7 protein-coding genes and 1 riboswitch are annotated in these 15,901 nt (G+C 73.5%); all 7 genes read left to right on the top strand.

The window, feature by feature from the left end; translation table 11 throughout:
- A partial coding sequence (locus tag AMK19_RS05865; RefSeq protein ID WP_143200104.1) for an MFS transporter occupies nt 1–633 on the top strand: 633 nt, incomplete at its 5' end.
- The gene (locus tag AMK19_RS05860) at nt 630–914 is read left to right on the top strand and encodes a sulfurtransferase TusA family protein (RefSeq protein WP_073808697.1); all 285 of its coding nucleotides are present in this window, start codon (nt 630–632) and stop codon (nt 912–914) included. The genes AMK19_RS05865 and AMK19_RS05860, both read left to right, overlap by 4 nt.
- Nucleotides 915–969: 55 nt before the next feature.
- Nucleotides 970–1,187, top strand: a riboswitch (cobalamin riboswitch).
- A gap of 47 nt (nt 1,188–1,234) precedes the next feature.
- Nucleotides 1,235–1,663, top strand: a complete 429-nt coding sequence (locus AMK19_RS05855; RefSeq protein WP_073808696.1) for an acyl-CoA thioesterase — start codon at nt 1,235–1,237, stop codon at nt 1,661–1,663.
- 229 nt (nt 1,664–1,892) lie between these two features.
- Nucleotides 1,893–3,611: a putative Ig domain-containing protein gene (locus AMK19_RS05850; RefSeq protein WP_073808694.1), complete on the top strand. Its 1,719-nt coding sequence runs from the start codon at nt 1,893–1,895 to the stop codon at nt 3,609–3,611.
- A gap of 175 nt (nt 3,612–3,786) precedes the next feature.
- Nucleotides 3,787–5,070 carry an MFS transporter gene (locus tag AMK19_RS05845; RefSeq protein ID WP_073808693.1) on the top strand — a complete coding sequence of 428 codons (1,284 nt, stop codon included), beginning with the start codon at nt 3,787–3,789 and terminating at the stop codon, nt 5,068–5,070.
- Complete coding sequence (locus AMK19_RS05840) at nt 5,067–8,372, top strand: type I polyketide synthase (protein WP_073808691.1); 3,306 nt, start codon at nt 5,067–5,069, stop codon at nt 8,370–8,372. The genes AMK19_RS05845 and AMK19_RS05840 overlap by 4 nt, the downstream gene beginning before the upstream one ends.
- Nucleotides 8,369–15,895 (top strand): MupA/Atu3671 family FMN-dependent luciferase-like monooxygenase, encoded by a 7,527-nt coding sequence (locus tag AMK19_RS05835; protein WP_241844264.1) that lies wholly within the window; start codon nt 8,369–8,371, stop codon nt 15,893–15,895. The genes AMK19_RS05840 and AMK19_RS05835 overlap by 4 nt, the downstream gene beginning before the upstream one ends.
- Nucleotides 15,896–15,901: the final 6 nt, after the last annotated feature.

The following is a 15,901-nucleotide window of genomic DNA, read 5'->3' as shown; positions in this document are numbered from 1 at the left end:
GCCCCGGCCGCCGAGCCCGCCGCAGCCCCCGCCGCCGAGCCCGCGGACCGGCCGGCCGACGCGTCAACTTCCCTGGTGCGCAACCGCGTTCTGCTCGGTGCCCAGGTCATGGTGGTCACCCAGCTGGTCATGGTCGGCGTGATGACCATGACGCCCGTCCACATGCACGACGCCGGCCGGGGCACCGCCGCCTCCGGACTCGTCATCGCCCTGCACGTCGCCGCGATGTACCTGCCCTCCCCGCTCACCGGACGCCTCGTCGACCGGCACGGCCCGCTCGCCGTCGGCGCCGCCGCCTGCCTCACCCTGGTCGCCGCCGGACTGCTCGCCGCCCTCGCCCCCGCGCACTCCGTCCCGCTGCTCGCGCTCGCCCTCGTGCTGCTCGGCCTCGGCTGGAACTTCGGCCTGGTCTCCGGCACCGCCATCCTCACCGACGGCGTCCCGCTCGCCACCCGCGCCAAGACCCAGGGCAGCGTGGACGTCGCAGTCTCCCTCTCCGGCGCCACCGGCGGCCTCGCCTCCGGAGCCGTCGTCGACCTCTCCGGCTACTCCGTCCTCGCCTTCGGCGGCGGCCTGCTCGCCCTGCTCACCCTCCCCACCATCGCCACCGCAGCCGTCCGGAGCCGACGATGACCCACCAAGTGCCGCGCCAGGCAACCTTCGACGGACGCGGCCTGCTCTGCGTCACCCTGCTGCTGCGCCTGCGCGCCGCCATCGCCGACGCCCCCGCCGGCACCCTCGTGCACGTCCGCGCCACCGACCCCGCCGCCCCGCTCGACCTCCCCGCCTGGTGCCACTTCACCGGCCACCACTACCTGGGGCCCGTGGACGAGGACACCTACGCACTGCGCACCGCCGCCGACCCCGCCCCGACCGCCCCCGGCGCCCCCTGGCACCGACCGGCACAGCCGTAGGGCAGGCCCCGGCGTCTGCCTTCAGACCCAAGGGCGGAGCACCTCGAACGGGGAGATAGGCTGGTCGGGCAGCGGTTCGCCCCGTCCGATCAACGGCGGGAGCGTCGCAAGAGGGAACCTGGTGCGAGTCCAGGACTGCCTCGCAGCGGTGAGCGGGAACGACCGCCGTCACACGCACTGGGCCCGATCGGCCCGGGAAGCGACGGCCAGTAGACAGGCCCTCCACGGGAGATGCCCGCGAGTCCGAAGACCTGCCGCCGCCCGCGGAGCCCACCGGCGCCGCGGATCGTCCGAGCCGCGACTCGCGAAGGAGAGTTCCCGTGGCAGACCAGACCGTCGTACCCGAGGCGGCCGCCGCAAAGCCCGCGCAGGCGTCCCAGGTCACGCTCGCCCACATCATGAGCGAACACGACACCAACCTCTACGGCACCATCCACGGCGGCGTGGTGATGAAGCTCATCGACGACGCCGCCGCCGCGTCCGCCGCCCGGCACGCCGAGGGCCCGGCCGTCACCGCCGCCGTGGACGGCATGACCTTCCTGGCCCCGGTCCGGGCCGGCGACCTGCTCACCGCGCACGCCGAACTCGAACGGGCCGGCCGCACCTCGATGACCGTCCACGTCACCGTCACCGCAGAACGCTGGAACGCCACCGGCCCGGTCACCCGGGTCGCCACCGGCCGGCTCACCTTCGTCGCCATCGACGCGGAGAGCCGGCCGCGGACCGTCCCGGCGTTGTTGGCCGCCTGACGCACCGTCAGCCCATTCGGGCCCGGAACGCCGTCCCACCTGGCGTTCCGGGCCCGCTTTCTGCCGTCGGCGCCACGTGATCACTCTCACGCCTGCGCAAATCATCCCATTGCGGACGGCGCGCGATCGACATGTTCCGTTCAAGCTCCGCTTACCCCACCATGGCAGCGTGTGCCCGCCTACGCGCGTAGCGCACCCCATGGTCCCTGTGGTTCGAGGAGATTGACAGATGATCAGAACGTGGAAGGCCGCCCGCCCGCTGGCTCTCGCCGCCGCCGCACTGGTGGCCGCCGCCGGCGCGAGCGCCGTCCCGCAGCACGCCACCGCGGCCACCCCCAAGAGCGCCGCCGCGGCCGCCGCCACCCCCAAGCGAGTTCTGTTCGACAACACCAAGGCGGAGACCGCGGGCAACGCCGACTGGATCATCTCCACCAGCCAGCCCGACCCGCTGGCGCAGAACGCCAACCCGACCGGCGAGACCAGCTGGACCGGCGCCCTCTCCGCCTGGGGCGTGGCCCTGCAGAAGACCGGCAACTACAGCCTCAAGACGCTGCCCGCGGGCAACACCATCACCTACGGCACCGGCGGCGCGCTCGACCTCGCCAACTTCGACGAGTTCGTGATCCCCGAGCCCAACATCCGGCTCAGCGCCGCCGAGAAGACCGCCGTCATGACGTTCGTCCAGAACGGCGGCGGCCTCTTCCTGATCTCCGACCACACCCAGAGCGACCGCAACAACGACGGCTGGGACTCCCCGGCGATCATCAACGACCTGCTGACCAGCAACGGCGTCAACAACACCGACCCGTTCGGGTTCTCCGTCGACCTGCTGAACATCACCACCGACAACCCGCGGGCGATCACCTCCGCCGGCGACCCGGTGCTCAACGGGCCGTTCGGCACCGTCACCGGCTCGATCATCCGCAACGGCACCACCTTCACCCTCAAGCCCGCCGACAACCCCAACGTCAAGGGCCTGCTCTACCGCACCGGTTACAGCGGCAACACCGGCGCCGCGTTCGTCACCTCCACCTTCGGCAAGGGCCGGGTGGCGATCTGGGGCGACTCCTCGCCGATCGACGACGGCACCGGCCAGCCCGGCAACACCCTGTACAACGGCTGGAACGACCCGGCCGGCACCGACGCCGCGCTCGCCCTCAACGCCACCGCGTGGCTCGCCCAGGGCGGCTCCACCGGCAACACCGGCTCGGTCACCGTCACCGACCCGGGCGCCCGCACCGCCACCGTCGGCACCGCGACCAGCCTCCAGCTCGCCGCCACCGACACCGCCGGCGGCACCCTCGCCTGGTCGGCCACCGGCCTGCCCGCCGGTCTCACCGTCAACCCCTCGACCGGTCTGATCAGCGGCACCCCGACCACCGCCGGCGCCGGCACGGTCACCGTCACCGCGACGGACTCCACCGGCCCCTCCGCCACCGCCGCCTTCACCTGGACGGTCGCCGCGAGCGGCGGCACCACCTGCACCGCCGCCCAGCTGATCACCAACCCCGGCTTCGAGACCGGCAGCACCTCCGGCTGGACCGAGACCAACAGCGGCGGCAGCTCCACCATCAACTCCAGCGCCGGCGAGCCCGCGCACTCCGGCAGCTACGACGTCTGGCTCGACGGGTACGGCGCCACCAACACCGACACCCTCGCCCAGACCGTCACCCTGCCCACCGGCTGCTCCGGCTACAACCTGAGCTTCTGGCTCCACATCGACAGCGCCTCCTCCACCACCACCGTCTTCGACACCCTCACCGTCACCGCCAACGGCACCACCCTCGCCACCTACAACAACACCAACGCCGTCGCCGGCTACCAGCAGCGCACCTTCAACCTCGCCGCCTACGCCGGGCAGACCGTCACCCTCAAGTTCACCGGCGTCGAGGACTACACCAAGCAGACCTCCTTCGTCCTCGACGACATCACCCTCAACGTCTCCTGACACCCCCTCCCCGCCCCGGGCCGGCCCCACCCGGCCCGGGGTTCCGTCGTTCGGTCGCATCGGCGGCGGAATCCGACCTGCTTTGTGAAGGTCTTGCCATGGGGATCTTCACCTTTCTAGACTGCGGCGACTGTGGCCAGGCGCGTCCATGTCACTGGTTTGGGGGAGGACTGAAGTGAAACGTTTCCGCCTGCTCGTTGCAGGCAACGCGGTTTCTGCGTACGGCAGTTATCTCAATATGGTCGCGCTCAACGTCTTCGTGTACCACCTGACGGGCAGTGCCCTGACGGCCGGTCTGTACATGGCGGTGCGGCTGCTGACGAGTGTGGCGTCCGGGGTCCTCGCGGGTGCGCTCGCGTCGCGGATTCCGCGCAAGCGGCTCATGGTGGGGGCGGACCTCACCCAGGCGACCGCGTTGGTCCTGTTGCTGCTGGCGCCGTCGGGCGCCCGGGTGGCGCTGCTGTTCGGGCTCGCGGTGATCGCCGGGGCCTGCTCGACCGTCTCCGGGGTGGCGCTGCGCAGCGCGGTGCCCGAGATCGTCGGGGCGGAACTGCGGACCAGGGCCAACAGCCTTCTGGCGACCGGGCGTTCGCTGGCGATGGTGGCCGGGTTCGGCTCCGCGAGCGTCATCGTCGCCCAGCTCGGCTACCGCTGGGCGTTCGCCTTCGACGCGCTGTCGTTCCTCGTCTCGGCGAGCGTGCTGCTGTCGCTGCCGATCCGCACCGAGGCCGCGCGGGAGAAGGACGTCCCGGCGGACGCCGCGAAGGCGGAGCCGGGCGGCGGCGGGCGGTGGGCGACGCTGATGCTGCTGCGCTCGATGCCCGTGGTGGCCGTGATGGTCCTGGTCCGGGCGGTCGACGGCCTGGGCTCCTCGTCCCACAACGTGGCGCTGCCGATCTACTCCGACGCGCTCGACCACGCCCACCCGGCGGCGTTCATCAGCCAGTTCTGGGCGACCTGGGCGATCGGCAACATCGCCATGCAGCAGATCCTGTCCCGCTGGACCTCCCGCACCGGCCGCAGCCCGGGGGAGCAGGTCTTCGCGCTGGGCGCCTGCGTGATGTCGGCCGCGTTCATCCTGGTCTTCAGCGGACTGCCGACCGTCCTCGCGGTCGTCGCCGCACTGGTGGCGGGCATGGCGGACGGACTGACCGAAGTCGCGTACGTCTCGCGGCTCCAGACCGTCCCGGACGCGCAACGGGCCCGGCTGTTCGGCCTGTCCGCGTCGGTGGAGAACCTGGGCTTCGGCCTCGGCATGATCCTCAGCGGCGCGCTGCTGGAGGAGTTCTCGCCGCTCCAGGTGGTGGGCGCCTTCCACGGGCTCGCGATCCCGCTCTGCCTCGGGTTCCTGCTCCTGCTGGTGCGCGGCGCGGTGGCCGGACGGGCCGCGCCGCCGGCGACGCCCGAACCGGAAGCAGCGGACGACCGCGTTCCCGCGTCCGAAGGAGGACGGACATGACCACTCCCACCGACCGCCGGATCGCCGTCATCGGCGTCGCCTTACGCCTCCCCGGCGCCAACACCACCGACGCCTTCTGGCGGGTGATTCGCGACGGAGAGGACCGCATCCGGCATTTCACCGAAGAAGAGCTCGACGCCGCCGGAATCCCGGCCGAGAAGTACCGGGCACCGGATTTCGTGGGCGCGAGCGCCGTCCTCGACGGCGACATCTCGCAATTCGACGCCTCGTTCTTCGGGATGAGCGGCCGAGAAGCCACCTACACCGATCCGCAGCACCGCCTGTTCCTCGAAGTCGCGTACCACGCACTGGAGAACGCCGGCTATCCGCAGGAGCGCCCCGGCACCCGCATCGGCGTCTACGCCAGCACCGGGTACGAGCTGTACTCGCTGCAGACCTACCTGCTCAACAACGTGCTCCACGGCTCGCCCGCCGACGACTGGCTCTCGCGCCTGCAGGTACTGATCGGCAACTACGCCGACTTCACCGCCACCCGCGCCTCCTTCCGGCTGGACCTGACCGGCCCGTCCTTCAACATCCAGACGGGGTGCTCCAGTTCACTCCTCGCCGTGCAGACCGCCGCACAGGCGCTGCTGTCCGGCGAGACCGACCTCGCGCTCGTCGGGGCCGCGGCCATCCACACGCCGCAGGTACTGGGCTACCAGTACGTCAAGGGCTCGATCCTGTCGAAGACCGGCCGGGTGCGGGCGTTCGACGGGGCCGCCGACGGCACGGTCGGCGGCAACGGAGTGGTGGCGGTCGTCCTCAAGCCGCTGGAACGCGCCCTCGCCGACCGGGACACCGTCCACGGCGTGATCAGCGGCTGGGGCGTCGGCAACGACGGCGCCGCCAAGCACACCTTCAGCGCGCCCAGCGCGGCCGGCCAACAGGCCGCGATCCGAAGGGCGTTGGAGACGTCCGGGATCAGCGCGGACGAGATCGGCCTGCTGGAGACGCACGGCACCGGCACGCTCAAGGGCGACCCGATCGAGTTCGACGGCGCCACCGCCGCGTTCCGCGCCGACACCGACCGCACCGGGTACTGCGCGATCGGCTCGACCAAGGCCAACATCGGCCACCTGGACGTGGCGTCGGGCCTGGTCGGCCTGATCAAGGCGATGCTCGCCGTCCGCCACGGGGTGATCCCGCCGATGGCCAACTTCCAGCACCCCAACCCGGGCATCGACCTGGTCACCAGCCCCTTCTACATCCCCCGCGAGGCCCGGCCGTGGCCGCAGGACGGCCGCCCGCGCCGGGCCGGCGTCACCTCGCTGGGCGTCGGCGGCACCAACGTCCACGTGCTGCTGGAGGAACCGCCGCCTGCGACCCCCGCGCCGCAGGACGACGCCCACCCCACCCCCGGCGTGCTGCTGCTCTCCGGACGCGACCCGGAGGCGCTCACCGCCAACGCCCGCGCCTTCCGCACCCACCTGCGCCGCCGCCCCGACACCTCCATGCCCGACCTGGTCACCACCACCGCCCTCGGCCGCACCCACGGACGGCACCGGCTCGCCGTGCGCGGCGACGGCCCGGCGGCGCTCGCCGACGCCCTCGACCGCTGGCTGGCCGGCACCGCCCCCACCGCCGGCGGGCGCGGCCCGGTGTGGACCGGCCTCGCCCCCCGCGAGGGCGCCACCCCGGTCGGCTTCCTGTTCGCCGGCCAGGGCAGCCCCTCCCACGGCATGGCCGCCCCCTTCGACCGCAGGTTCCGGGCCGTGACGGACGTCCTCGACACCTGCGAGGCGCAGTACCGCCGCGCGTACGGCGCACCGCTGCTGGACGCGTTCCGGGCCGGCGCCGAAGCCGACGGCAACCAGACCTGGCCGACCGCCACCGCGCAGCCCGCGCTGTTCGCCCTCCAGGTCGCCCTCACCCGCATGTGGGAGCACGCCGGGGTACGGCCCGCGATCGTCGCCGGACACAGCGCCGGGGAGTACGCGGCCCTCGCGGCCGCCGGCGCCCTCACCGTCGAGGACGGGCTGCGGCTCACCGCCGAACGCGGCCGGCTCATGCAGGCCTGCCCGCCCGGCACCATGGTCGCCGTCGCCGCCGACCGCACCACCGCCGAGCAACTCGCCCACGAAATACCCGGGTTGGAGCTGGCCGTCGCCAACGGCGCACAGTCCCACGTGCTGGGCGGTCCGGTCGAGGCCGCCGAGAAACTGGTCGCGCTGCTCGCCGAACGCGGCATCCCCGGCGAATGGCTCCCGGTCGACCGCGCCTTCCACACCGCGCTGACCGAACCGGCCCTCGACGCCTTCCGCACAGTGCTGGAGAGCATCGCCTTCCGGCCGCTGACCGTCCCGTTCGTGAGCGGCCTCGACGGCGACGTCCGCCCCGCGGGCTGGGTGCCGGACCCGGACTACTTCCTGCGGCACACCCGGGAAGCGGTCCGCTTCGACGCCGTGCTCGCGACGCTCGGAGCACAGGCGGACGGCGCGCCCGTGCTCCTGGACCTCGGCCCGCACCACACGCTCGGCGGCCTCGCCAAGCGCGCCCTGCCCGCCGCCACCGTGGCCTCCGCCATGCGGCGCGGCGCGGGCATCGAACCCCTGTGGTCCGCGGCCGCCGCCCTGCACTGCGCAGGCGCGCCCGTGGACTGGCACCACCTGCTGGAAGGCACCCGCGGCGGCCGCACCCCGCTGCCCGCCTACCGCTTCCAGCGCCGGCACTACTGGACGGGCCCCGAACCGTCGATCAGCACATTCGGTGAACCAACGGAAGACGAGGACGCAGTGGAACTGAGCAACACGGGCACGGTCACCGCCGACGACGTACGCCGTCACATCGTCGAGGTGACGGTCAACCACCTCGGCGCGGAGCCGGGGGCGGTGACCGACGACACCTCGTTCTTCGACCTCGGCGCCGACTCGCTGCAACTGATCCACATGCTGCGGCTGGTCGAGCAGGAGCACCAGGTCAAGGTCGCCATGCGCGAACTGTTCGAGGAGGCCGGCACGCCGCGCCTGCTGGCCGAGCTGATCGTGAGCCGGATCCCGGGCGCCACTGCCGCGCCTGTCGCGCCTGCCCCGGTCGTACCGGCGCCCGCCCCCGTCCCGACGCCTGCTCCTGCTCCGGCTCCGGCTCCCGTCCAGGTCCAGGCCCCTGCGCCCCTCGCCCCGGTGGTCCCGGCCGCTGCGGCCCCGGGCTACGCGACGCGCCAGGAGTTCGAGGACCTGGCCCGCCAGATCCAGCAACTCACCCAGATCCAGCTGCAGATGATGACCCAGCTCGCCGAACTGGTGACCCGCCAGCTCGCCGCCCTGCCCGCCGGCCCGTCGACCGCGGCCGGTGGCCGGTGAGCACGCAGCAGCAGGGCGGGCCCGCGCCCGTCACCGCCGCCGCCGACAGCGACCTCGCCGCGATGGCGGAGCTGTCGCGACGGATCGCCGAGCAGCTGAGCGGTGCAGTCCGGGCGACGACCCCGGCGGCCGAGACCGCGGCCGAGGCCGGGGCCTCGGCGCCGTCCGGCGCCGCACCGAAGATGCACGGCCCCCGGGTGGCGGTCGACCGCGGCTCCGGCATGGTCAGCGGCACCGGCCCGGAGAGCCGCAAGCGCCACCTGGACGAGCTCGTCCGCCGCTACACCGCGAAGACCCCGACGTCGAAGGAGCTGGCCCGGCGCCACCGCCGGGTGCTGGCCGACAGCCGGGCCGTGGTCGGCTTCCGGTCCAGCACCAAGGAGATGCTGTACCCGATCGCGGCGCGCGGCGCGTCCGGCGTCTCGATCACCGACATCGACGGCAACAGCTACACCGACATCACCATGGGCTTCGGCGTGCTGATGTTCGGCCACGAGCCGCCGTTCGTCCGCGAGGCCGTGCGCGAACACCTGTCGCGCGGCGTGCAGTTGGGCCCGCGCAACGCCGAGACCGGCGAGGCGGCCGAACTGCTCGCCGAGATCACCGGCATGGAGCGGGTGGCGTTCGCCAACTCCGGGACGGAGGCCAACTCGGCGGCCATCCGGCTCGCCCGCGCCGCCACCGGACGCCGGAAGATCGTGACCTTCCACGGCTCGTACCACGGCCACGCGGACAACGTCCTCGGCCGGGCGGCCGGGAAGAACGAGGAACGCGCCACCGCACCGGTGTCGATCGGCATCCCGGACAGCGCGGTCGCCGACCTGATCGTCCTCGACTACGGCGACCCGGCCTCGCTGCGGGTCATCGAGGAGCAGGCGCAGTCCATCGCCGCCTGCATCATCGAGCCCGTGCAGAGCCGCCACCCGTCCCTCCAACCGGTCGAGTTCGTCCGGGAGTTGCGCGCGCTGACCCAGCGCCACGGCATCGTGCTGATGTTTGACGAGATGCTGACCGGCTTCCGCCCGGCGCTGCGCGGCGCACAGGAGCTGTACGGCGTCACGCCGGACCTCGCCACCTACGGCAAGCTGCTCGGCGGCGGCTTCCCGATCGGCGCCATCGCCGGACGGGCCGACATCATGGACGGCGTCGACGGCGGCTACTGGAACTACGGCGACGCCAGCTACCCGCCCGGCGAGACGACCTTCTTCGGCGGCACCTACATCCAGCACCCGGTGTCGATGGTGGCCGCCCGCGCCGTCCTGACCCACCTCAAGGCGCAGGGCCCGTCGCTCCAGCAGCGCCTCAACGGCCGGACGGACCGGCTGGCCGCCGACCTCAACGGCTTCTTCGAGGCCGAGGAATTCCCGCTGCGGCTGGCCCACTTCGGGTCGATGTTCCGCTTCGAGCACCGCGCCGACATGGAACTGCTCTACCACCACCTGCTGCTGCGCGGGGTGTTCGTCTGGGAGTGGCGGAACTTCTTCCTGTCCACCGCGCACACGGACGAGGACCTCGCCGTCGTCACGGACGCCGTCCAGGGTTCGCTGCGCGAGCTGCGCGACGCCGGGTTCTTCCCCGGGGCCCGCATCCTGACCCCGGCGCCCAGGCCGGCCGCCGTTCCCGCAGCCGTCCCCACCGCCGTTCCGACAGCCGTCCCCGCAGCTGCCCCGGCCGCTGCCGCCCCGGCCCCGGTCGCCGCCCCGGCCCCGGTCGGCGCGATGCCCCTCTCCGCGCCGCCGCGCGACCGCGCCCCGGTCCCGGCCGCAGTCCCTGCCGCCCCGGCGCCGGCCACAGCCGCCACCCCGTCCCGGCCGGCCGTCCCGCCCCGCAGGTCCGGCCCCGACTTCAGCATCTACTTCTTCGGTGACTACCCCCAGGAGGAAGCCCCCCGCCTGGACAAGTACGCCACCATCCTGGAGACCGCCCGGTTCGCCGACACCCACGGCTTCCACTCCCTCTGGATGCCCGAACGGCACTTCCACTCCTTCGGCGGCCTGTTCCCCAACCCCGCCGTGCTCGGCGCGGCCCTCGCCCGGGAGACGCAGAACATCCGCATCAACGCGGGCTCGGTCGTCCTGGCGCTCCACGACCCGATCCGGGTCGCCGAGGAGTGGTCGATGGTGGACAACCTCTCCGGCGGACGGGTCGGCATCGGCTGCGCGACCGGCTGGAACGCCAACGACTTCGTGTTCTTCCCGGAGCGGTTCGCCCGCCACAAGGAGGCGATGTTCGAGCAGCTCGCCGACGTCCGGGCGCTGTGGCGCGGCGAGGCCCTCAAGCGCACCGTCGGGGACGGCAGCGAGACCGAGATCCGACTGTTCCCGCGGCCGGTCCAGGACATGCCGCCGATGTTCACGGCGGTCGTCGGCAACCCGGCCTCCTACGAGCTGGCCGCCCGCCACGACCTGGGCATCGTCACCAACCTGATGTCGCAGACCGTCGAGCAGCTGCGCGACAACATCGCCCTGTACCGCCGCACCCGCGCCGCCCACGGCCTCGACCCGGCCGCCGGACGGATCGCCATCCTGCTGCACACCCTGCTCGACAGCGACCACGACCGGGCCCGCGAGGCGGCGTTCGAGCCGCTCTCCCGGTACATGCGGGCCTCGCTCTCGCTGTTCGGCGGGGTCACCAACAGCCTCGGGTACGGAAAGGTCGACCTGTCGACACTGAGCCAGGACGACCAGGACGTGCTGTTCGCCCGCGCCTACCGCCGGTACTGCGACGACCGGGCGCTGATCGGCACCCCCGAGACCGTCGCCCCCGTGGTGGACGCCGTCCGGGCGGCCGGCGTGGACGAGATCGTCGCCCTGGTGGACTTCGGCGTCCCGGAGCCGACCCTGCGGGCCGGCCTGCCCCACCTCGACTCGCTGCGCCGCACCTACGCCAGGGCCGCCACGCCGGAGCCCGCACGCCCGGCCGCCCCGGAGCCCGTCGCGCAGCAGCACCCGCTCTCCTTCGGCCAGCAGCGCATCTGGATGGAGGAGCGGATCATGCCGGGCCGCACCGCCTACAACGAGTCCAAGGCCCTCCTGCTGGACGGCCCGCTGGACGTCCCCGCGCTGCGGTCCGCCCTGCGCGCGCTGGTGGCCCGCCACGAGAGCCTGCGCACCGTCTTCCGCGAGCACACGGACGGCTCGGGCGAGCCCGTCCAGGTCGTCCTGCCGCCGCACGAGCCGGACTTCGAGCTGATCGACCGCTCGGCGTCGACCCCGGCCGACGCCGACCCGCACGCCGCCGTCCAGGACGTGCTGGACACGGAGAGCGCCCGCCTGTTCGACCTGGCCGACGGCCCGCTGTTCGTCACCCGGCTGGTGAAGCTCGGCGAGCAGCGCCACGTCCTGGTGCTGTCGCTCCACCACATCGTGGTGGACGCCGCGTCGGCGTCCGTCATGACCCGCGAGCTCTCCGCCTTCTACCGGGCCGAGACGGCCGGCCGGACCGTCGCGGACGGCGAACTGCCCGCCCTCGCCCGGTCGTACGCCGACCACGCCCGCGCGCAGCGCGCCGCCGCGGGCAGCCCCGAGGCCTCGGCGGACCTCGCGTACTGGCGGGAGACCCTCGGCGGCGACCTGCCGGTGCTCGGCCTGCCCACCGACCGGCCCCGCCCGCCGGTGATGACGTCCAACGGCCGGGCCACCTTCCGCACCCTGCCCCCCGAACTCTCCGACGGCCTACGGGCGTTGAGTCGCGGTCGGCGCGCGACACTGTTCATGACGCTGATCGCGGGCTACGCGGCGCTGCTGCACCGCCTCACCGGCGGCCAGGACGTGGTGATCGGCACGCCGATCTCCGACCGCCCCGAGGGCTCCGAGGACCTGGTCGGCTTCTTCGTCAATACCCTGGCGCTGCGCGTCGACCTGTCCGGCGACCCCGACTTCGGCACCCTCCTCGACCGGGTCCGGCGCACCGCGCTGGACGCCTACGACCACGCCGACGTCCCGTTCGAGTCCGTCGTGCGCGAGCTCGCGCCGAGCCGCGCCACCGACCGCACGCCGGTGTTCCAGGTGCTCGCCGAGTTCGAGCGGGGCGAGCCGTTCCGCCTCGACCTTCCGGGCGTGCGGGCTTCTTCCCTGGACGCCGGGCCCGACAAGTCCCTGACCGACCTGTGCGTGTACTTCACCGACGGCGGCGCGGCCGAGGGCATCCGCTGCCACCTGGAGTACAACACCGACCTGTTCGACCCCGCCACGATCGACGGCTGGTTCACGACGTTCGCCGGCCTCCTGCGGCAGGCCGTGGCGGACCCCGCGACGCCGCTGTCCCGGCTCGCGCCGGTCCGAGGCGCGAGCACCGCGCCGACGGCGGACGGCTGGCTCTGCGGCCCGGCGCGCGAGGTACCCGCGACGACCCTGCACGCCTGGGTCGCCCGGCAGGCCGCCCGCCACCCGGGGCGCCCGGCCGTCGTCGACGGCGAAACCGTCCTGACGTACGGGGAGTTGGAGCGCCGCGCATCCCGACTCGCCGCCGTCGTCCGACACCGGATCGGCCCGCCCGCACCCGGCCCGCACCGGCCCGTCCCGATCTGGCTGGACCGCTCGCCCGACCTGATCGTGGCGATGCTCGCCGTCCTCAAGGCCGGCCACGGCTACGCGCCGCTCGACCCGGCCCTCGGGCTCGCCCGCGCCGCGTCCGTGCTGGCCGACTGCGCCTCGCCGCTGCTGCTCACCACCGGCGACGCGGCGGCCGCCCTCGACCTGCCCGCCGACGTCACCGTCCTCGACGTCAACGACCCCGGCAGCGCCCCCGCACTCACCGAGGCCGACGACACGGCGACGCCCGCTGCGCTCTGCTACGCCCTGCACACCTCGGGAACGACCGGACGCCCCAAGGGAGTTGCCGTCCCGCACCGCAACCTCGTGGCGTTCTGCGAATGGCACCACCAGTACTTCGCGACCACCACCGAGGACCGCACGGCCCTGCTGTCCAGCGTCGCCTTCGACGGCTCGCTGATGGAGATCTGGCCGACGCTGACGGCGGGCGCCACGCTCGTCGTCGCCGACGACGAGACCCGCAAGGACCCGCTGGCGCTGGCCCGTTGGTACGCCGTGCACGGCATCACGTTCTCCTTCCTCACCACGGCCTTCGGCGAGGCGCTGATGGCCCTGGACGAGCGGCGCCAGCCGCCGCTGCGCCACCTGGCCGTCGGCGGAGACGTGCTGAGGGTGCGGCCGCACGCCTCGGCGGCCTACCGGGTCACCAACGTGTACGGGCCGACCGAGGCCACCATCCTGTGCACGACGCAGACCGTCGCGCCCAGGGGCGCCGAGACCGGGCCGATCCCGATCGGCCTGCCCGTCGACAACGCCCGGGTACGGCTGGTGGACGCCGACGGCAACCCGGTGCCCGACGGCACGCCCGGCGAGCTGTACATCGCCGGCGCCGGCGTCGCACAGGGCTACCTGGACCGGCCGGACGAGACCGCCGCCCGGTTCCGGCCCGACCCCCACGGCGGCGCGGGCGCACTCATGTACCGCACCGGCGACCTGGCGCGGCGCAACCCCGCCACCGGCACGCTGGAGTTCTGCGGGCGCGCCGACGACCAGGTGAAGGTCCGCGGCTTCCGCGTCGAACCGGGCGAGGCCACCGAACAGCTCCGCCAGGTGTGGGGCGTGCAGGACGCCGCCGTCGTCGCCCGCCGCGACGCACACGGGGACGCCTACCTGGTCGGCTACCTCGTCCCCGCCGAACCGCTCACGGGCGACGACGCGACGGCCGCCGCGCAGCGGACCGCCTTCGCGATCCTCGCCGCCGGCGCGCTCGGACGCCGGGTGCCCGAGTACCTGGTGCCGCGCAGCTGGGCAGTCCTGCCGGCCCTGCCGCTCAACGGCATCGGCAAACTGGACCGCTCCGCCCTGCCCGACCCGGACATCACCGTCCCGACCGCACCCGCCCCGCAGCCGGCCCCCGCGGCCGCACCGGCGCCCGCACCGACCCGGCGCCCGTCGCGGACCCTGGACCGAGTACGCGAGGTGTGGGCGGCCGAACTCGGCATCGCCGCGGAGACGATCGACCCGCAGTCGTCGTTCTTCGACCTGGGCGGACACTCGATCACCGCGATCCGCGTGGTGAACCGGGTCCGCGAGGCGCTCGGCGTGGACGTCCCCGTCACGCGGCTCTTCCAGCAGCCGACCCCGGCCGCGATGGCCGCCTTCATCGACGCGTCCGGCGCCCCGTCGGGCGGCGGCTCCGCCCCCGAGACTCCCGCGCCCGTCGCATCCGACCGCCCGCCGCTCACCGTGACGCAGGCACGCTTCGCGGACCGCATCGGCCAGCTCCCCATCCCCGAGGTGTTCAACGTCGCGCTGCGCCTCCTCATCACCGGCCCGCTGGACGTCCCCGCGCTGCACACCGCCCTCACCGGCCTGATGGAGCGCCACGAGTCGCTGCGCACCCGGTGCGTCCGCGGCGAGCGGCCCGAGGACTGGTGGCAGGACGTGCTGCCCGCCGTCGCCGTGCGGCCGCCCGTCGCGGACCTGCGCGGTCTGACGGAGAGCGAACGGGAGGCGGAGCTGTCGCGGATCAGCACCGAGGCGGCCAGGCACCCGTTCGACCTCGAGGCGGGCGTCCAGCCGGCGATCCGGCTGGTGCGCACCGGCGAGGAGACCTGGGCACTGGTCTTCGTCATGCACCACTCGATGTGTGACGGCTGGGGCGTCAGCGTGCTGCTCAAGGACCTCGCGGCGCTGTACCGGGCTGCTCTGACCGGCGAGCCGCACGGCCTGCCGGCGGCGACCCAGCAGACCGCCTACGCCCGGTCCGAGCAGGTCCGCAACCAGGCCGACCGGGAGGAGGACTACGCCTACTGGGAACGGCAGTTGAAGGACGCGCCGCCGTTCACCCACGACCTCCCGCTGGACCGGCCGCGCCCCGAGAAGCTCAGCGGCCTGGGACAGGTGGCCCAGTTCGCGGTGCCGTCCGAGGTCCGGGGACGCATCGAGGAACTGGCCAAGCGCCTCGGCACCACCCCGTTCGCCGTCACGGTCACCGCCCTCGGCCGGTTCATGGGCACCCTCAACGGCCGTGCGGACCACCTCGTCCCGGTCGCGTACGCGAACCGCGCCCGCCGCGAGGAGGAGACACTGCTCGCCTGCACCGTCTCCTCGATGCTGCTGCGGCTGCGCACCGAGGCCACCGGGCCGTTCGCCGACCAGGTCCGCGAAACCGCCCGCGCCGCGGGCGAGGCCCTGGAACACCTGATGCCGCTGTCCCAGTTCGGACCCCGGCTCCGCGAACGCGGCTACCCCCACGTCCCCGACCGGCTCGCCCACGGCTTCCAGTACCAGAACTCCCTGGAGACCGACATCGACCTGCCCGGCCTCACCGTCCAGGTCGAGGACCTCACCATCCCCGCCGCCCGCGGCGAGTTCAACCTCGGCATCGTCCCCGCCGGCGACGCCTTCGCCTGCTACCTCGAATACACCACCGACCTCTGGGACGCCGAAACCATCGCCTCCTGGACCACCCGCTACACCACCCTCCTCGACACCCTCGTCACCCACGCCCTGACCGCCACCCCCTGACACCCA

Origin of the sequence: Kitasatospora sp. CB01950, assembly GCF_001905465.1 — a bacterium.
Lineage (GTDB): Bacteria > Actinomycetota > Actinomycetes > Streptomycetales > Streptomycetaceae > Kitasatospora.
The sequence above is the reverse complement of the archived record's forward strand: the minus strand, read 5'-3'. Positions and strand labels throughout refer to the sequence as shown.